Annotated in this window: 14 protein-coding genes and 1 other RNA gene; 11 read left to right on the top strand and 4 right to left on the bottom strand. The window is 39.3% G+C overall.

Going from position 1 to position 18,187, the window contains the following annotated elements; all coding sequences use genetic code 11:
* Nucleotides 1–156 precede the first annotated feature (156 nt).
* On the top strand, nucleotides 157–1,479 hold the full coding sequence (locus ACRWQM_RS12625; RefSeq protein ID WP_434930222.1) for a leucine-rich repeat-containing protein kinase family protein: 1,323 nt from the start codon (nucleotides 157–159) through the stop codon (nucleotides 1,477–1,479).
* On the opposite strand, the gene ACRWQM_RS12620 is transcribed toward ACRWQM_RS12625, so the two are convergent.
* Entirely contained in the window at nucleotides 1,468–4,266 is a 2,799-nt protein-coding gene (locus ACRWQM_RS12620) for an EAL domain-containing protein (RefSeq protein ID WP_434930221.1), read from the bottom strand. The two genes, ACRWQM_RS12625 and ACRWQM_RS12620, sit on opposite strands and share 12 nt — an antisense overlap.
* Before the next feature lie 410 nt (nucleotides 4,267–4,676).
* Between ACRWQM_RS12620 and ACRWQM_RS12615 the strand changes: the two genes are divergently transcribed.
* The 4 genes from ACRWQM_RS12615 to ACRWQM_RS12600 all read left to right on the top strand — a co-directional run bounded on the left by ACRWQM_RS12615 (nucleotide 4,677) and on the right by ACRWQM_RS12600 (nucleotide 9,225).
* Nucleotides 4,677–4,868: a ribbon-helix-helix domain-containing protein gene (locus tag ACRWQM_RS12615; RefSeq protein ID WP_226410606.1), complete on the top strand. Its 192-nt coding sequence runs from the start codon at nucleotides 4,677–4,679 to the stop codon at nucleotides 4,866–4,868.
* 174 nt (nucleotides 4,869–5,042) lie between these two features.
* The gene (locus ACRWQM_RS12610; RefSeq protein ID WP_226410605.1) at nucleotides 5,043–5,387 is read left to right on the top strand and encodes a zinc ribbon domain-containing protein YjdM; all 345 of its coding nucleotides are present in this window, start codon (nucleotides 5,043–5,045) and stop codon (nucleotides 5,385–5,387) included.
* Nucleotides 5,388–5,519: 132 nt separating this feature from the next.
* The gene (locus ACRWQM_RS12605) at nucleotides 5,520–6,137 is read left to right on the top strand and encodes a class I SAM-dependent methyltransferase (protein WP_434930220.1); all 618 of its coding nucleotides are present in this window, start codon (nucleotides 5,520–5,522) and stop codon (nucleotides 6,135–6,137) included.
* Nucleotides 6,138–6,141: 4 nt separating this feature from the next.
* Nucleotides 6,142–9,225: a DEAD/DEAH box helicase family protein gene (locus ACRWQM_RS12600; RefSeq protein WP_434930219.1), complete on the top strand. Its 3,084-nt coding sequence runs from the start codon at nucleotides 6,142–6,144 to the stop codon at nucleotides 9,223–9,225.
* Nucleotides 9,226–9,364: 139 nt separating this feature from the next.
* Here ACRWQM_RS12600 and ssrA read toward each other — a convergent pair.
* Nucleotides 9,365–9,720, bottom strand: a transfer-messenger RNA (tmRNA) gene (ssrA, locus tag ACRWQM_RS12595).
* Between the two features lie 71 nt (nucleotides 9,721–9,791).
* A complete protein-coding gene (gene smpB / locus ACRWQM_RS12590) occupies nucleotides 9,792–10,280 on the bottom strand; it encodes an SsrA-binding protein SmpB (RefSeq protein ID WP_226410557.1) in 489 nt (162 codons plus the stop codon).
* 226 nt (nucleotides 10,281–10,506) lie between these two features.
* On the opposite strand from smpB, the gene ACRWQM_RS12585 reads away from it, so the two are divergent.
* Together ACRWQM_RS12585 and ACRWQM_RS12580 are read left to right on the top strand one after the other, a co-directional pair.
* A complete protein-coding gene (locus tag ACRWQM_RS12585) occupies nucleotides 10,507–10,944 on the top strand; it encodes an SRPBCC family protein (protein WP_226410556.1) in 438 nt (145 codons plus the stop codon).
* The gene (locus tag ACRWQM_RS12580; protein ID WP_434928649.1) at nucleotides 10,934–11,269 is read left to right on the top strand and encodes an RnfH family protein; all 336 of its coding nucleotides are present in this window, start codon (nucleotides 10,934–10,936) and stop codon (nucleotides 11,267–11,269) included. The genes ACRWQM_RS12585 and ACRWQM_RS12580 overlap by 11 nt, the downstream gene beginning before the upstream one ends.
* A gap of 77 nt (nucleotides 11,270–11,346) precedes the next feature.
* On the opposite strand, the gene ACRWQM_RS12575 is transcribed toward ACRWQM_RS12580, so the two are convergent.
* Nucleotides 11,347–11,838, bottom strand: a complete 492-nt coding sequence (locus ACRWQM_RS12575; protein WP_434928650.1) for an outer membrane protein assembly factor BamE — start codon at nucleotides 11,836–11,838, stop codon at nucleotides 11,347–11,349.
* Between the two features lie 263 nt (nucleotides 11,839–12,101).
* On the opposite strand from ACRWQM_RS12575, the gene ACRWQM_RS12570 reads away from it, so the two are divergent.
* The 4 genes from ACRWQM_RS12570 to aceB all read left to right on the top strand — a co-directional run bounded on the left by ACRWQM_RS12570 (nucleotide 12,102) and on the right by aceB (nucleotide 17,934).
* On the top strand, nucleotides 12,102–12,947 hold the full coding sequence (locus ACRWQM_RS12570) for an SAM-dependent methyltransferase (protein WP_434930218.1): 846 nt from the start codon (nucleotides 12,102–12,104) through the stop codon (nucleotides 12,945–12,947).
* 35 nt (nucleotides 12,948–12,982) lie between these two features.
* Nucleotides 12,983–13,195, top strand: coding sequence for a hypothetical protein (locus ACRWQM_RS12565; RefSeq protein WP_434930217.1), 213 nt, complete (start codon nucleotides 12,983–12,985; stop codon nucleotides 13,193–13,195).
* Between the two features lie 3 nt (nucleotides 13,196–13,198).
* On the top strand, nucleotides 13,199–14,941 hold the full coding sequence (locus ACRWQM_RS12560; protein ID WP_434930216.1) for a tetratricopeptide repeat-containing diguanylate cyclase: 1,743 nt from the start codon (nucleotides 13,199–13,201) through the stop codon (nucleotides 14,939–14,941).
* A gap of 1,346 nt (nucleotides 14,942–16,287) precedes the next feature.
* A complete protein-coding gene (aceB, locus tag ACRWQM_RS12555; protein WP_434928654.1) occupies nucleotides 16,288–17,934 on the top strand; it encodes a malate synthase A in 1,647 nt (548 codons plus the stop codon).
* Nucleotides 17,935–18,187: the final 253 nt, after the last annotated feature.

Below are 18,187 nucleotides of genomic sequence, written 5' to 3'. Positions count from 1 at the left end.
TTAGTATCCATTTTACCACTGCTATGCAGTGGTTTTTTTTGCCTGTCATTTCAGCCGCCATTCCAATATGAATCTGATGACATTTGCTATCAAGCAACGGCTTCTTTACAATCCCGCCTTCATTTAGCACATTACGACATCGACAGGAATATCATTATGCATACGTTAGCTCAGCTTGAATCAGGCGAACTTAAAGGGCTTGCACGTGTGCAAATAGTGGCAGAACTGACCGAGTTTCCAAGAGCGATATTCTCATTAGCTGACAGTTTAGAGATTTTAGACTTATCGAATAATCAATTATCAAGCCTACCCGATGACTTTGATCAATTAAGCCAGCTGCGCATCGTGTTTTTATCACAAAATTGCTTCACTGAATTACCAGAGGTATTAGGTCGATGCCCTAAGCTTGAAATGATTGGTTTTAAAGCCAATCAACTTACCCACGTGAGTGAACAGGCTTTACCCGACCATACCCGTTGGTTGATATTAACTGATAACCAGTTAACCCATTTACCAGATTCAATCGGCCGCTTAACCCAACTTAAAAAACTGGCGCTAGCCGGTAACCAACTAACTGAATTACCGGGCAGTATGGCTAACTGTCGTGAGTTGGAATTAGTGCGGTTATCGGCCAACAAACTGAGCCATTTACCCGATTGGTTATTCGACTTACCCAAACTCAGTTGGTTAGCATTTGCCGGTAACCCATTTAGTCACGTCGATGAATGTTTGAATAACAGCGTGCCAATGATCCACCCAGAACACTTGCATTTTAGTGCCCAAATTGGTCAAGGGGCATCTGGCATTATATATAAAGCGCATTGGCTTAATAGGCCAGTATCTCAAGCCCACTTGCCCGACCATGTGGCGGTAAAAATATTTAAAGGCGCTATCACCAGCGATGGTTACCCAGCAGATGAGCTTGATTGTTGTTTAACAACGGGTAAACATGACAATTTAATTCCCGCCATTGGCCAAATTCATCATGGTGAACAACTGGGGTTAGTGATGGCGCTTATTCCAGATGGCTATCAAAATTTAGGCCTGCCCCCTTCATTAAGTACCTGTACCCGAGACACTTTTAACGCTGATACACAGTATTCTGTAGAGGCCATTGCGCATATTGCCAAGCAAATGAGCCGCACCATGAGCCATATGCATCAGCAGCAGGTCAGTCATGGCGATATCTATGCACATAATATTATGGTGGATGATGAGTTTAAGGTGTTATTTGGTGATTTTGGCGCAGCGTCTAATTTAGCTCACTTACCGCCGCAACAGCGCCTGAAAATGCACAAAATTGAAGTGCGTGCATTAGGTTGTTTGATTGATGATTTGTTATGCTTAATTAAGCCAGATCATCCACAACAGTCAACTTCCAAGTATGCTGAATTAGCAATATTAGCAAAGACTTGCATGCAAGGGGATGTTTTACAGCGGCCTGATTTTGAGCTGATTTTTAAACAGCTACTCAGCTGAATAAATCGCTAATGCTTGAGCTATGGATGCTGCAGGTTCGCCCAGTAAGTATCCCTGGGCATAATCAATTTCATACTGGTTAAGTAAGCTGAGAATAGCGTCGTTTTCGACAAACTCAGCGACGGTTTTTTTACCCATTTTATGGGCGAAAATAGCTATGGTTTCAACCAACAACTGCGCTTTAGGATCGCTATCTAAATGGCGGATTAATGATCCATCTATTTTGATAATATCAATATCTAAACTGAGCAAATGCACAAAGTTCGAATAACCTGCGCCAAAATCATCAATCGCAATTTTGCAGCCTAACGGTTTGACTAACTTAATAAAATGCTCCACTGCCTCGTAGTTAGTTATTTCTTCACTTTCTAATAATTCAAAGGTTATCCGCTGCGTGGTGTCCGGTTCACTTTTAAGTAAACTGACAATAGCCTCCAAATTTTGTGCAATGGCAATATCATCTAACGTGATGTTAACCGAAAACTCATAGGGCTGATTTTTAAACAGTGCAATTGACTTTTGCAGCATACAGCGCATTAACTGCGGATAAATGCGTGATTGTCTGGCTGCTGCCATAAACTGGTGCGGCGCTAATATTTGCCCATCGGGTAGTTGGAGCCGCATCAAACACTCAAACTTTATTGGCGCATCAATTAAAGGCTGAATAAGTTGAACATAGGGCACTACCCATTGCTCTTGTGCTGCTTTAGCTAGCATTCTGCTTTGGCGCATGTTTTCTTCAAATGCTGCTGAATTAGCCATTTCGCTGCTAAAGCAGCAATAAGTGAGCTGTTGTTTTTTAGCAAAGCGCCTTGCTAAATCAGCATGCCGATGTAGTTGGTTTGCTGATGTTGTTGAACTTGAATTAGCTATGGTTGAACCAGGTATATTTTTAGCTAATACTTGTTGATTAACCGATAACAGTGCTCCGCCAATACTGACGGAGATATAATATTCACTATCTTTGATCAGCAGAGGTTTTTGACAAACATCATCAAATAATAGCTGTCCAAGTTTTGCCAATTGTAGATGATTATTTGAACTTTCGGTTGATACTAAATTTGATACTGTGTCTGAGGTTAATATTTGAGTTGTTAATGTTACGACAAATTCATCAGGGCCAGTTTTATATAAGGTAATCGGCCTATTTTTAGCGGCTAATCGATTGGCGACCTCAAGTAAAATCTCATCACCGGTATCGACACCATAAAAGTCATTAAACTCACCAAAATCGTTAATGTTAATCACCAGCAAAGCGCCAATAGATTGCTCTGCAAGATCACTATATAATTTTTTTCGATTAGGTAGCGCTGTTAAACCATTAAAATATGCTTCTTGATATAACTTACTATTTTGCTCTGCTATTTGGGTAAAACTGTCCTGTAAAGACTGGCGCATGTTATTGAAGTTTTCAGACAGTTGCTGAATTTCATCCTGGCTATTGATGGTTAACACCTGTGACAAATCGCCCTTAACAATATTTTGAGTCCACTTGGTTAACTTTAAAATATCTTCAGTGACCATTTTACCCACACGGGTGAATAACCAACTCGATAATACAATTATCCCGCCAAGCAAGAGTAACTGAAATAGAAACATTCTTAGCAGTTCGTCACCGTAAAGCTTTACTTGAATAGACCCCGCATAGAAGCCTTTTAACTGGCCGCGATATACAATCGGCTGCACAAACTGACTAAACCCAAGTATCGACTCAGCAGTCCGTGTGCGCGATGTTTCAACCCCATTCATATTCTGCGGTCGTGACATTATTACTATCTGGCCTTTTTGCGCTTCAGCTATTGCTTTGGGCAGCAAGTCACGCCACATACCGTCAACGAAGTAGTCGCGGCTATTATTAAAACCCAGTTGTTCAGCCCGAGACTGTTGGATTTGTGCATTTTGCCCACGGTGGCGCAGGGTAATTAACTGGCCATTTTTATCCAACACAGCAAAATCGGAAAGGGTAATTTGAAATAAACTACTTTGGGTTTTATCAATGCGCGTGGTAGCAGGGACAAAAAACTGACTTAACCCCCTATTGATATTGTTTGCTTGTGTGTCCAGTTGTTCAAAATCAACTCCCTCACCATGTAAAATCAGATGCATAGCGTGCACGCTATCGATTAAACCTTGTTTAATTAATTGTCTATTTAGATGCAGTTGATAACTGAAAAATAATAGTTGCGCGCAGGCTAATATCAGAATATTACTGAGTACTAATTTACGATGAAACGGTATTTTTTGGTGCAGTAACCAGTAAAGAAAGGGTTCGAGAATACAAAAGAGTAAAAATGTGCCTAATAACGCTGCGGTAAGAATTTGGCTAATTAAAGTGATTTTTGGCCAATCAGCTATCCGTATAAGCGAATTTTCGCCACCCCAGGGGTTAACACTGGTTTGAGGGTTATTAGGGTCTAAAATCCACACCGGTTCGACTTTATTTTGAATAAAAAGCACTAATTTATATTCAAGATCCCCAGGGTAGACCGGTAAGTCAAAGTACCACTGCTGGTTTTGTTGTGTTAGTTGATAGAAAGTGTCGTCAATATGCCAGTCGCTGAAGCTGCCACTCACAAAGACCTTTTCAATAATTGCATCATGCTTTATGCCCCACTTATCACGAGTGGTGTTATCAACATTGACCGGCAACTGAATACGATAGGGTTCAAGCGCTCCAGACTGTAAGGCGCTAATGATGATGCTTTGTATCGGCCACAGTAAACATAAGCCAATTAATATGGCTACTCTGAATTTCCACTTATGTAAATAATGGGCAATTAAACTCATTTACTGGCGACGCCTATGGCAATCATTTAGTGTCATCACTTAGTCAAAACTTATCGAATGAAACCGCGACACATGCCATCCTTAATACGAGTAATAGAACATCTGACGGATAGACTAACGAGAAAATCAAATGTAAGTATTTTGTTACTTGTAATATGCGGTGCAAAACTGATTCGGTCAAGCCTAGTATTAACTAAAAACAATATCCTAACCTGATATTTTAGTTTGCCAATTACTGCCATAAGAGTGGTAATACAAGTTGCACTTGGCAGCTAGAATGATGGGCCTGCGGAAGATAAAAATCAGTGTAGTTGAACTGAAAAGAAAGTGCTTTTATGTAAATCAGTATCTGCATAATTGCATATAGGGTATTATCATCAAATGATAATGTTTTAATGGGAGTGACCCTAATGGAAAATAAAACGGCACGCTTTACTGTGCTACTCGATCCAAGTAAAAAGCAGGCATTTGAGCAACTGTGCGCATCGCAAGACCTAACGCCATCGCAAGTTGTACGTCAGCTAATTCGCGGTTATCTTGAACAACATGATGTGAGCTATGGCGATCAACAGCCGACTAATAACCCAAAAGTGAAGAGCTAACCACCATTTTCAGTCTTAAAAGATGATGCTGGATTGAGTGTAAATGATAATTTCATTATAATGCCATTATCATTTTGGTCAGAATGCAGCTTAAAGCCCAATAGACTCGTTATTGAGTCAGCATCGTGTATAAAGTTCTGGCTGTTACAGTATGTTAATTAAAGAGAATTAGTGATGAGCGATACAATCCCACCATGCCCTAAATGTGAGTCACCATACGCCTATTCAGACGGCACGTTATTAATTTGCCCAGAATGCGCTAATGAGTGGAACCCAAATGAAGTGGTAGTAGACCCAGACGTTATCATTCTTAGCGATGCCGTAGGTAACTTGCTTGCTGAAGGTGACAAAGTCACCTTAATCAAAGATCTAAAAGTAAAAGGGTCTTCTTTGGTATTAAAAGTCGGCACTAAAGCGGTAATCAACCGTTTTGTCGCAGGTGACCACGACATCGATTGTAAAGTAGATGGCAACGGCCAAATGATGCTGAAATCGAAATTTGTTAAAAAGCAGAGCTAGTGAAATAAGGTATGGGTTAATACTTTAGCCTTGCTTCTTTTTAAGCTTACGAAAATACCTGCCAAGTGCAGGTATTTTTTTGTTGCGGTAATATGAATTAGTTACTATACCTTTCAATTGGTTATGTTAATCTTGGAATTATGTCTAGCGCCTAAAATAACTAAACTCAGTATGACCATAGATTTCTACAACCAGCATTCTGATGCTTTTTATTCTGATACTGTTAATGTGAATATGACAGCCCTTTATAATGAGTTTATTCCGCTCATTCCGTTAACTGGACATATCCTTGATGCAGGTTGTGGCAGCGGTCGTGACAGTGCTTACTTCATTCAACAGGGTTTTAAGGTCACCGCATTTGACGCTAGCGAAGCCCTAGTTAAGAAAGCGACATTATATACAGGCCTTGAAGTCTCACTCGCCACTTTTGATAGCTTTGACACTAAACTGAAATTTGATGCCATTTGGGCATGTGCATCATTATTACATGTGCCTAGCCCTTTAATCGCCAATACTTTTAAGCGTTTAGCCTCGCATTTAGCCGTTGGGGGGATTTTCTATTGCTCATTTAAGTATGGTGATGATGATATAAGTCGAGGCGGTCGCTTCTTTACCAATGCTAATGAACAAAGATTAGCTTCGTTTATTGTTAACTCTAATTTATCAATAAACAAAACATGGATAACTCAGGATGTCAGACCCGATAGGCAAGATGATAAGTGGCTTAATGCCATTTTGATAAAACGGTAACACCATGGCTATCACTGGAAATGACATAGATAACATAGCTGCTGGTTTTCAGTATCAACTTAAAGATGTGGTTGATGTTGGTCGTTTGTATGTTTATACAGGTGGAGGAAGTCAATATTCTGCTTTAGATAAACCTGCTGTATTGGTTGATCACACATTATACGATTTATCACCAACGTCATTTCATTATGTAAGCTATACAAGTTATCAAAACAAACTCATGCATCGATATCAGGGGCTTTATCGTTTTTGTGCATCTGACAAGCTGCAATTACTCAATGATTGGCAAGACTTTCTACTTGATGAAATTGAAGATATTGAACTAAGAAAGTTTGGTGCGAATAGATCTGAGGATCATATTGACCCAACGCCACCAGAATATAAGTTTGCCGAGTTATTTGAACAAGTTTATGGTGCGGCATCTATCCATGCCTTGCAAGCAGAAGCACCCTATATTGATAGGTTAGGTCATAAACGTTACGTCGACTACATTCTCCAACGCACCACTAATCCCATTGCTATTGAACTCAATGGTGAAACTTATCATCACCCTTTATCTGCTTTAGTGACTGAAAATAAATACCGCTCACAACTGTTTAAGCAGAACTCATTAGTTAAAGATGGTTACTTGGTTTATCGATGGTCTGATAGGGGGATGAGTGACGAGTTTAAATTTGAAGACCAAATAAAAGATTATTTTGGTGATGCAAATAGCTTTAAAAAGTCGCCGCTTTATAGGGCACAACGAGCATACAATTTCGAGATATATCAACATCAACAAGATGCAGTAGATAATCTCATTTTTAAACGTGAAAACGGTCAAAACAGCTTTTTAGTCGTGTTGCCAACTGGAACGGGGAAAACCGAAGTCTTTATCGAAGACTTTAGATTACAGTTTCAGCAATCCAAAGCTAAACAGGTACTTGCCATCGTACCTACCCGAGATTTACGTCAGCAATTAATAGAGCGAATACAAAAGCGTCTACCAAATATCAACGTTGGTCTTGAGTTATCAAATACTCAATTGGATATTGTGGTGCAAACAAGCGCCTATGTATTGCGGCATTATCGTAAATTAGCTAAAGATTATTTTGACTATATTGTAGTTGATGAAGCTCATCGAGCTGGTGCAGACGGGTTAAGGCAAGTGTTAAGTTATTTCTCTCCAGAAACCTTATTAGGCTTAACGGCAACGGATCAGCGATATGATCAGCGTCAATTGGCTGATATTTTTGGTCAGTATGAAGTTGAAATGACACTGGAGGAAGCTATTCAGCAAAAGCTAGTTCCTCAGATAAGGGCTTTTCGACTAGAGTCAAATATCGACTTTTCAAAAGTGCGTTTTAATGGCAAAGAATTTGTTAAAAGTGACTTACAAAAAACAGTCATCTTACCTTCAAGGGATCAACTCATTGTTGATATGTTGAAGAAGTATTTCTTTACTCATCATAGCGAATACAAAATTAGTGCCCAGCAGGGCGTTATCTTTTGTGTGGATATTAAACATACCCAACGAATGGCTGCATTGTTGAATCAGTCAGGCATAACAGCAGTGGCAGTTAGCGGTAAAGATCGCTCAGGCCTTGCTTTATACCAGCAAGAGAAAGTACAAATAATTTGTGCATGCGAGTTACTGAATGAAGGTTGGGATGCCCCACAAACCAGTATATTGGTCATGGCAAGGCCGACTATGTCAAAGGTGCTGTATACCCAGCAGTTAGGCCGGGGAACAAGAAATCATCCAGGAAAAGAAGCATTATATGTCATTGACGTTGTTGATAGTTATGGCGCTGTGATTAAGCCTTGGTCAATTCATGGATTGTTTAATTTAGGATTTTATCAACCCTTTGGTGATGTGGTAAAAGATGTCCATGGCACCCTACAGCATGATCTGATTATCCTAGATGGCTTGTGGGAGTCTGAGCGAAGAATTGAGCCAATTAATATCTTTAACTTTGAAAAAGAATTTAGTGATTTACTCAATGAAGAGCAACTTGCACGAGAACTCTTTATATCAACGGGTACTGTTAAAGCGTGGATGAGAAAAGGTGAACTTATTGCAAGTAAAACGATTCCCTTTGGCAGTAAAACCTTAAATTATTTCAGCCAGCAAAAGCTTGATGATCTTAGACAAGATAAGAATATCCCTATTCGTACCCAAGATACCCGTAAAGCTGATTTTATAGAGTTTATTGAAAAACGAGATTATACCTATTCATATAAAATCATCTTTATGCTGATCATGATTAACCATCATAATCCGCAAGGTGAAGTCGACATTGATAAAATGGTTCAACATTACAGCGGCTTTTACCAGACTATGTTAGATCAATATGGTCGAAGTGAAAAAGAGCATAATCCGCTTAACCGCCATGAAAATTTATTTGATAATGCTTATATTAAACGCAGTATAGGCAGTAATCCATTTGAAAAATTTGAGCGGAAACGGTTCTTTTATCAGTGTAATGAACTCAGTTTAATGTCCTTTGACACTGTGCTATGGGAAAAGCTTGAAGAGAGCGATCTAAAGCAGATTAATAAACAAATGCTAGCTGACTTAAAAGATTACTACGCCAAACTCGATATTATATTAAAACCATCAGATTTAAACTCGCTGCATTTATCAACCAGTGCGTTATCTATGCTAAATGATGCACCCCAAGATAATGTTATATACCTTCCATTCTATGAAGATTTAAAAATTGCGTGCGGACATTTTAAAACCAGTTCAGCCGAACAAGTTCGTACCATTAAAGTCCCAGCACACTATGGTAACTTAAATTCTCAGAAACACTTCATCGCGCGCGCAAAGGGCGACTCAATGAATGGAGGTAAACAGCCTATTTGTGATGGCGATTATTTACTGTTTGAGTGGATTACTTCAACCAGTGCGGGCTCAATATCCAATCATACTCTTGCGATTGAATTATTAGATGAAACCGGTGATCCCCAATATTTATTACGTAAAGTGAAAAAGCTGGGGCAAGGTCAGTACACTTTAAGTGCCAATAATCCAGATTATCAAGACATGCTATCAACAACCTCAATGAATACCTTTGCAAGGTTTAAAGGAGTTATTGAGGTTTAGCGATACAAATAGGACGCGGGTTCAAGTCCCGCCGCACATCTGAATCGGATCAAAATAGAAAGCGATTTTCGCTGCAACAATATAAGTAAAAAAAACAAACAAAAAGGGCTTAGCATTGCTGCTAAGCCCTTCTATAAATTGGTGGAGGCGGCGGGACTTGAACCCGCGTCCAGAAAGCCTACATCCTCGGCACTACATGTTTAGTCTCTCTTTTATTTAACCAAGGAGTCTCCGAAAGACAGGATGCTACTTGGTGAGTCCGGTACTGTTTCACGGTTCACCCCCGGACGGAGTTCCCTCGCTAGCACACTGTAATATGACCATCATGATCCACTGTCCACGTGCGAAACGTGTGGGTGATGGCTAGCTAGCCTAAGCTGCTAGAGAGTAGTTAGAGTCGTTTGCAACTATAACGGTGCGGCTTTTTACGAGGCCAACCGCCCCTCGACATGCTCCTTGGGTTTCGTGAATCCTGTCGAATCCAGAATCGCCCCCAATTAGTGATATCATAACGTGTTGTTTGGTTAATACCTAGCGACGATTAACAAAATATCATCGTTTGGTTATTATCCGTCCAGTCTGCTCTTTTTCATTACGCGAGACTGTTCGACTTTCCATTCACGTTCTTTGGTGTCTTCACGTTTATCGTGATCTTTTTTACCTTTACCTAAGCCAATTTCAACTTTAACCCACGCACCTTTACGCCAATACATGGATAAGGGCACAAGCGTATAGCCTTGGCGTTCAATTAGCCCGGCAAGTTTGTCGATTTCACTGCGCTTTAATAGCAGTTTTTTGGTTCTTATTGGATCGCATATTACATGGGTTGAAGCGGTATTAAGGGGTTGTATAGTACAACCATGCATAAAGGCTTCGCCCTCTTTTATGTATACATAACAATCAGATAAGTTAACTTTACCCATGCGGATAGATTTTACTTCCCAGCCCATAAGTTGTAATCCCGCTTCGACTTTGTCTTCTATGCGGTATTCAAATGTCGCGCGTTTATTACGTGCGATAGTTGCTGAGGGATTTTTTGCCGATTTCTTTACCATGCTTTTTTACCATCTAGGCGTATATCGCCTGCAATTTGCCCATTTTAAAAGCGCTGTTGTGTTAACTTTTTCATTCAGTTCTACAACAGATATGGGGGGAGAGTATTAATAATTCAACGATTATACCTAAATTATTGGTTTGTGTACGTCTATGTTGTACTGCAACAGATGCCTTTTTCATTTATCGTGATAAAATCGCGTTATTATTTCGTAAAAGTGAGTGCGGATGCCTAAGATTTCCAAGAGTGTGTTGGTGCGCTTTAGTGCCATGCAGATGTATGAGTTGGTTAATGATGTTGAGTCTTACCATGCTTTTTTACCCGGCTGCGTCGGCGGTAAAGTATTGGAGTTTGATGGTACAACCATGGTGGCATCGGTTGATGTGAGTAAAGCTGGCATCAAAAAGACTTTTACGACACGTAATCATGTGGAAGCAGGTAAACGGATTACTTTAACACTCGAAAATGGCCCATTTAAACGCCTGCAAGGTTTGTGGGTGTTTACTGAGCTAACCGATGATGCGTGCAAAGTTGAGTTTGATTTGGATTTTGAATTTGCTAATCCGCTGTCTGATTTGGCTTTTGGGCGGGTATTTAAACAATTAATGTTGTCTATGGTGACCGCATTTACTGACCGAGCTAAGGTAATTTATCGTGACAATTGAACAACAACCGTTTGCTGTTGATGTGGTTTATGCGCTGCCAACCCAACAAAAAATTATTACTGTGATGGTTGCACCGGGTTGCAGTTTTATTGAGGCGGTTAGGCAAAGTGATATTTGCGCTTTTTTCCCTGAAATTGATTTAGACAAGGTAAAGCTTGGGGTATTTAGTCGTCAGGTAAAACATGATGAGGTTTTAGTGCCTGGTCAGCGTGTTGAAATTTATAGGCCGCTGATTGCCGATCCAAAAGATGTACGTCGTAAGCGCGCTGAAAAAGCTAAAGATGAAGGGCGAATTAATAAAATTACCGGCGCAAAGTTGAGTTAAAGGCTGTTGAATTTCAGATATAAAAAAGCAGGGATGGACTCCCTGCTTTTTTGTGTCCTGTAACGTTAAGTTAAGGTTTATTTTTTATTGTTAATCGTGCCGTTTAAACCACGTTGTTCTTCAACTAAAGGTTTAGCGTCTGGGCGAGCTTCCGGAATAAGCGGATCATCTTCTGGCTCATTGCTTGAAGGTAGTTTGCTTTGATCTAGTGGAGTATTAAAATCTGCACTTAAATCATAATCACCTTCAACACGGCTAACCTTGTCATCAATAAAGTGAATAATTAACTCTTTATGGATAATGCTTGCATCACGACCACTTTTAAAGTGATACACATAATACCAGGTATCGTCGGCAAAGCTGTCACGTAAAACTGGGCGACCTAAAATATATTCAGCTTGTTCTTTTGTCATGTCGATACGTAATTTATCGACCTGCTGGCTTTCCATGTAGTTCCCTTGCGGGACATCTGGCTTGTAAATTAGCCAATCAAATACACCACAACCGCTTAATGAGATAGATAATGCTACTGCGCTTAACAGAGTAAGACTTTGTTTTTTGTTAATCATTGTCTGTGCTAGTTCCTAAATTCTGTTGGTCATCATACCCAAGCAAACCCTATCATGACAAGGGGCGGATGTGACTTGCGGCTAATTTGATTGGTTTCATTGGCATAAGTTCAATGGTTTATTGTATTTTTAAGCAAAAAAACATTGGAATGTTTACTCAAATTGTTTAGCTTTAGCAATAAATTTAATGTTATTTAGCACTGCCATACGGTATTTTAATAAACAAAATAAATACACAAAATAAATAAACAATGAATGGTGTCATGTTGAAAGCTCAGAATACTGAAATAACATCTAAATCTGAACAGTCAAAAAATGTCGGCCGATTGGTGTGCGTGGGTACAGGCATGCACTTGGCGGGTCAAATTAGCACCTTAAGTAAAAGTTATATTGAAATAGCCGATGTGGTTTTTTCGTTGGTAACCGATGGTTTTGCAGCGCGGTGGCTAGATGCTATTAACACTGATGTGCGATCGCTGCAGTCTTTTTATGCCAAACCTGATGAAGTTAAAAATCGACGTGATACCTATAGTGAAATGGTAAACGCTATATTAGCTGAAGTACGTAAAGGCAAGTTGGTGGTGTGCGCATTTTATGGTCATCCAGGTATTTTTGCCTGTGTGGCACATATGGCCATTAAACAAGCTCGGGCAGAGGGTTTTGAGTCGAATATGCTACCAGGTGTTTCTGCTGAAGCCTGTTTATGGGCTGATTTAGGTATAGACCCCGGTAATGTCGGTCATCAAAGTTTTGAGGCGACGCAGTTTTTACTTTATAACCATATCCCCAATAATTGCACTCACTTATTGTTATGGCAAATTGCCTTGGCGGGTGAACATACTTTGACCCAGTTTTCGACCACTACTGCAAAACTTGAAATTTTAGTTGAGCATTTGAGCCAATGGTATCCATTAGATCATCCCGTGGTAATTTATGAAGCGGCTACCTTGCCATTTCAACAACCCAGAATTGACAGCATTGCTTTGAGTGATTTACCTTTTGCATCACTTAAAGCAATTAGTACTTTAATGATACCGCCATCAAAAAAATTAACATTAAATCAACAGATTTTAGATAAATTAGGCATAACAGCTGATACTATTGGCTAGTTTTAAAACAATTACAAAAACGATAAAGGAATACCATGTCTAGATTACAAACGTTTGCAGAGTCTTTATCAGTAGATGCCGGGTTACTAGAAGCTTATAAAGCTGATCCTCGAGGCGTTATGCTGGCAAATGGTTTAACAACCCAAGAGGTTGATTTAGTGATGTCGGGTGATTTAAATGCCTTAAAAGCACTACTTGGCGACAGTTTAATGCAAGCTTATATTGTGGTTTCGACGCCTACTGAATAACAAATGAAATTTAAAGGCTTCTTTTTCTGTTTGTTAGCACAATTGGTTTTGACCAATGGTGCTTTTGCATCTGAAAATTATGATGAGTCTTTAGTTCGAGTTGAGAAATTAATACAAACTGATTTTCCCCAAGCTGAAAAGTTGTTCGCTGATTTAGAACGTTCGCTTGATAAGTTGTCTCGTCCTCAGTTGGCTGAGTATTATATCCTGCTAAGTATGAAGTACATCTATTTATCAGAATTACAACAAGCCAATCAAGCACTGGATTTAGCGTTAACCTATAACCCTTCTGAAAAATCACTAACTCAAATTTATCTTCATAAAACAACTGTTTATATGATGCTTAGAAACTATGAAGCAGCGTTTGCTATGTTGGAAATAAATCTAGCACGCATTAAAGGTGTTGAAGATGTTAGCCTTAAAGTCGCTTCTTACGTGCGCTTATTAAACATCCTGCTTGATTTAAATGCCTATGAAGAAATGCTTAATACGGCACAGTTAGTGTTAAACCTTAATCAAGGTAAAGACCCTAAAAATGAATGTTTCGCTAAATTATATTTAGCGGTAGCCACCCTAAGGTTAGGGCGCTATAGCGAGGCGAATGATTTATTTAAGCAGTCTGAAATGTATTGCGCCAATAATGAGCAGCCGTTAATAGAAATTATGTCTATTAAGGGACAGGCGGAGAGTTATTTTGAATCGGGCCAACTAGACCTGGCTAAGCCGCTGTTTGAAGCTGCTCTTGAAGGGTATTTGTCATTTCAATTTCAAGTTGAAATACACAGCGTGAAAGCCTTTTTGAGTAAAATTTATTTCTACCAGGGCAATTATCAAAAAGCGGCGCTATATGCTAATGAACTTAACGGATTAAACGAAGATAAGTCTAATAATCATGTTAAAAAGCAAGCCAATGAAGTGTTAGCCATGTTAGCCAGTCGAGATGGGCAATATGCTAAAGCATACCAATATCAGGTGGTTGCCCATGCGTTAGATTTACAAGATTTAGATGAAAATAATCATAAACAAAATGCTTATCAAATGGCCCGTTTTGATAGTGCTGAGAAAAATCGTGAGAATAAGAATTTGTTGCAAGAGCACGAGTTAATGGTGCAGCAAAAAGATCTGTTTTTAAAAGAGAAAAGCTCATCGATTATGTTTTCGACCCTGTTGTTTGGGGTGTGCATTGGTTTATTACTTTTACTGCTAACTGCGTGGCTGCAGCGGAATCAATTTATGCGCCAGGCCCAGCGCGATGGATTGACCGGGATTTTTAATCGCCAAACGGGGCAGGAATTAGCTGAAAATGAATTAGTACAAGCGTTATCTAATCATCGCCACTTTTCTGTACTGGTACTAGATTTGGATTTGTTTAAGTCAATTAATGATCGTTTTGGCCATGCAACTGGCGATTGGACATTAAAAAAAGTAACTCAAGTTATTGAAGATGTTATTCGTCCTAGCGATATTTTTTGTCGCCTTGGCGGTGAAGAGTTTGTACTTTATTTACCTAATACCGATGAGAAGACTGCTTTTAAATTAGCTGAATCGATACGTAAAGAAGTTGAACACATTAATACTAAGTATTCTGGTCATAACTTTTCGATAACCTTGAGTGTAGGCGTCAGCTCGTTAACGCGTGATGATTTAAGTATTGACCCATTATTAAGTCGTGCTGACATTGCCTTGTATAAATGTAAGCATCAAGGACGAAATAAAGTGCTGGTATATCATCCTAGCTTCGCCTAAAACCTGCTTTATTTAACTCTCTTTACAATTCTGCAAGTTACTAATATTAAGAATATATAGTGGGTGCATGCTTTTGACTAGTGCCTAGAAAAAGCCTAAAAAGACCTCAGAAAGCCGACTTTTATCAAATAACCCTTCACTTGCTAATCACTGTTTATGTTTGTCATTCTCTCATCATTGCTAATATCTAATAGGCAAGGTTAATCGTTAGCTGCTTTATCGGCTGATTAATTTATTTACTAGCCCATTCGTCGAGCCGCTCGATAACTCAATCATCCAATCATACAGCTTTCGGCTATTCAAATTGATATGTTTTTTGGTGTTTATAGCCAGTCACCACAGCTGACATTTTCAGAGAGTTATTTGCTCCTTTTAGGATGTTGAATTGGCTGTGATATCAAATAGCATGGTCCTCAGTGTGTGGCTTGCAGAAAGCACCAATATCTGTTTGATGATCTATCAGCCATTAAATGGTATCTGTAGGTATATTAATGCTACGTGCGACAGGGTATTTCTACTGAGTTGATGGTGCGAAATGGTAACAAACACGCCTGCTGAAATCGTGTTAAGTCTGCTTCCTGCTTAAATACTAAGCTAAATGACTAAAAAGTCGAAAAAAATGAAAATAAATTAACTTATTTTTCAATAAAACCACAAAGAATAGAGTTGATGATCGGATAACGTTCATCTTTATTGCTGTGATTAAGTTCTTGCAAAAGCTCCACTTTACGTTAACGTAAGATTGAAACGAGTGTTTTAATTTGATAGTTGTTGGTTAGGGTATTAATATTTGATTATATTGATAAAAATTAGGTTACCTTAAGGTGAGTACAAAACGCAGAGGCTATTGCTGTAAAGGTTTGTTCTACTAAAGTTTTGTAATTATTGGTTTACGACATGTTTTTTTATTACGTGTGTTATTACCTATCTTTTTTATTGGTAATTAGGTAAGACCATTTAATTTTACAGGGTTGATTACACAGTTTTAAAGTAATTTAAATTGTTTATTTTCAATAATTTGTTGTGAAGATTCGCTTTTGGTATGACCATTTTGAAACTGAGGGTGTTGATGGTTTTTTACCGAATTGGTAAAGGGGTAACTGTTGCAAATACAACTGTTTTTGCGTAGTTTTTACTTCGAAACGAACATTTGATGGTTTTATTTGAATTAAAGTTTTACCGGTAAACGTAAGTCGCTCAGATTAATTTGCAGCATGTTAAGCAAACAACTTTAGTTACTCTGAATTATTGAGTTTATTAGTCACTTTTCATTCAAAGCGGTAATCCAAACAGAAATGTTCAACCCGTTTGAAAAACAATGACAGTCGCGTCAAGGGAGCCTGGTTATGACGGCAGAGCAATTAATAGCACAGTACAGTAAGACAACATCTGAACAGCCCCGCGGTTCGTCAGATCTAGTGATTACTGGTCCAGCAATAGCAGGACAAGAAAATGTGTTTAACGAAGGTGCATTAGCATTACTTAATAGCTTATGTAGTCGTTTTGCCGCAGAAGTGCCACAGCTGCTTGAAAAGCGTAAACAAAAACAAGCGCGTATTGATAACGGTGAATTACCTGACTTTTTACCTGAGACCCGTGCAATACGTGATGGTAATTGGTCTATTCGTGGTATTCCACACGACTTAACCGATCGTCGTGTCGAAATAACCGGTCCTGTGGACCGTAAAATGATTATTAATGCTTTAAACGCTAACGTTAAAGTGTTTATGGCGGACTTTGAAGACTCATTAGCGCCAAGCTGGCAGAAAGTGGTTGAAGGGCAAATCAATTTGCGTGATGCGGTTCGTGGTGATATTGAGTTTACCTCGCCAGATGGTAAACAATATAAGCTAAACCCCGATCCTGCGGTACTCATTGCCCGTGTTCGTGGTCTTCATTTAAAAGAGAAACATGTTGAATACAAAGGCCAAGCTATTCCAGGCGGTTTGATGGATTTCGCCTTATATTTTTACCATAACTATCACCAGCTATTGGCTAATAATTCAGGTCCTTATTTTTATCTTCCTAAACTTGAAAGTCATGTTGAAGCGCGCTGGTGGGCAAAAGTGTTTGCCTTTGTTGAAGAACGTTTTTGCTTAAAACCAGGCACGATTAAATGTACCTGTTTAATTGAGACTTTGCCTGCTGTGTTTGAAATGGACGAAATTCTCTATGAACTGCGTTCAAACATAGTTGCACTTAACTGTGGCCGTTGGGATTACATTTTTAGTTATATTAAAACCTTAAAACGCCATGCTGACAGAGTCTTACCTGATCGCCAGGCGGTGACCATGGACACCAAATTTTTAAGCGCTTATTCACGCTTGTTGATTAAAATCTGTCACAAACGTGGTGCACTAGCCATGGGCGGTATGGCGGCATTTATTCCAGCAAAAGATGAAGCAACTAACGAACTTGTACTGAAAAAAGTGCGTAGTGACAAAGAGCTAGAAGCCCGTAACGGTCATGATGGTACATGGGTGGCACACCCAGGATTAGCGGATACCGCAATGAAAATATTCAATGATTATATTGGCGGCGATAGAACTAACCAATTGCACATTACCCGTGATGTTGACGCGCCAATTCTTGCCTCTGAATTACTTGAACCATGCAATGGTGAACGCACTGAATCAGGCATGCGTCTTAATATTCGTATAGCTGTGCAATACATAGAAGCCTGGATCCAAGGTAATGGCTGTGTGCCAATTTACGGTTTGATGGAGGATGCTGCAACCGCTGAAATTTCACGCACCTCAATTTGGCAGTGGATCCAGCATGGCAAAACATTATCTAACGATAAATTAGTCACTAAAGATTTGTTTAGAAGCATGCTGGCAGAAGAGCTAGTGAATGTTCAACAAGAATTAGGTGATGAACGTTATCAAGCTGGCCAGTTTGCAAAAGCCGCTGAATTACTTGAGCAAATTACTACATCAGATGAATTGGTGGATTTTTTAACGTTACCAGGATATGAGCTACTAACCGCTTAATATAACAAATGTTTAATTATAGAATCTCAGGTGCTGCCGTGATAACTGACTCGCAGTCGCAGAGAAAAAGTAATACGTTAGTGTTTCACCAGCAGTAAGTGGGTTCAGGTTATTGCGACCAGGCCACAACCTGTATTCAAGGTGGTAAGCCTTCAGTAACAGCACTAACTGGTTCAACTGAAAAAGAGCCGTTTTAAGTTTTAAATGTACCGTTTTACAGTTTAGTCGCTTTGCGACTGTTGTAACCCCGTGC

The sequence above is a fragment of the Shewanella sp. HL-SH5 genome (assembly GCF_051163755.1).
GTDB lineage: Bacteria > Pseudomonadota > Gammaproteobacteria > Enterobacterales > Shewanellaceae > Shewanella > Shewanella glacialimarina.
The sequence above is the reverse complement of the archived record's forward strand: the minus strand, read 5'-3'. Positions and strand labels throughout refer to the sequence as shown.

Excerpts from the sequence above, each read along its gene's own strand:
- ACRWQM_RS12570 (WP_434930218.1), top strand. The coding sequence starts at position 12,102 with ATGTTGAAAGCTCAGAATACTGAAATAACATCTAAATCTGAACAGTCA.
- ACRWQM_RS12615 (WP_226410606.1), top strand. The coding sequence starts at position 4,677 with ATGGAAAATAAAACGGCACGCTTTACTGTGCTACTCGATCCAAGTAAA.
- ACRWQM_RS12610 (WP_226410605.1), top strand. The coding sequence starts at position 5,043 with ATGAGCGATACAATCCCACCATGCCCTAAATGTGAGTCACCATACGCC.
- smpB (WP_226410557.1), bottom strand. The coding sequence starts at position 10,280 with ATGGTAAAGAAATCGGCAAAAAATCCCTCAGCAACTATCGCACGTAAT.
- ACRWQM_RS12575 (WP_434928650.1), bottom strand. The coding sequence starts at position 11,838 with ATGATTAACAAAAAACAAAGTCTTACTCTGTTAAGCGCAGTAGCATTA.
- aceB (WP_434928654.1), top strand. The coding sequence starts at position 16,288 with ATGACGGCAGAGCAATTAATAGCACAGTACAGTAAGACAACATCTGAA.
- ACRWQM_RS12565 (WP_434930217.1), top strand. The coding sequence starts at position 12,983 with ATGTCTAGATTACAAACGTTTGCAGAGTCTTTATCAGTAGATGCCGGG.
- ACRWQM_RS12600 (WP_434930219.1), top strand. The coding sequence starts at position 6,142 with ATGGCTATCACTGGAAATGACATAGATAACATAGCTGCTGGTTTTCAG.
- ACRWQM_RS12620 (WP_434930221.1), bottom strand. The coding sequence starts at position 4,266 with ATGAGTTTAATTGCCCATTATTTACATAAGTGGAAATTCAGAGTAGCC.
- ACRWQM_RS12585 (WP_226410556.1), top strand. The coding sequence starts at position 10,507 with ATGCCTAAGATTTCCAAGAGTGTGTTGGTGCGCTTTAGTGCCATGCAG.
- ACRWQM_RS12560 (WP_434930216.1), top strand. The coding sequence starts at position 13,199 with ATGAAATTTAAAGGCTTCTTTTTCTGTTTGTTAGCACAATTGGTTTTG.
- ACRWQM_RS12625 (WP_434930222.1), top strand. The coding sequence starts at position 157 with ATGCATACGTTAGCTCAGCTTGAATCAGGCGAACTTAAAGGGCTTGCA.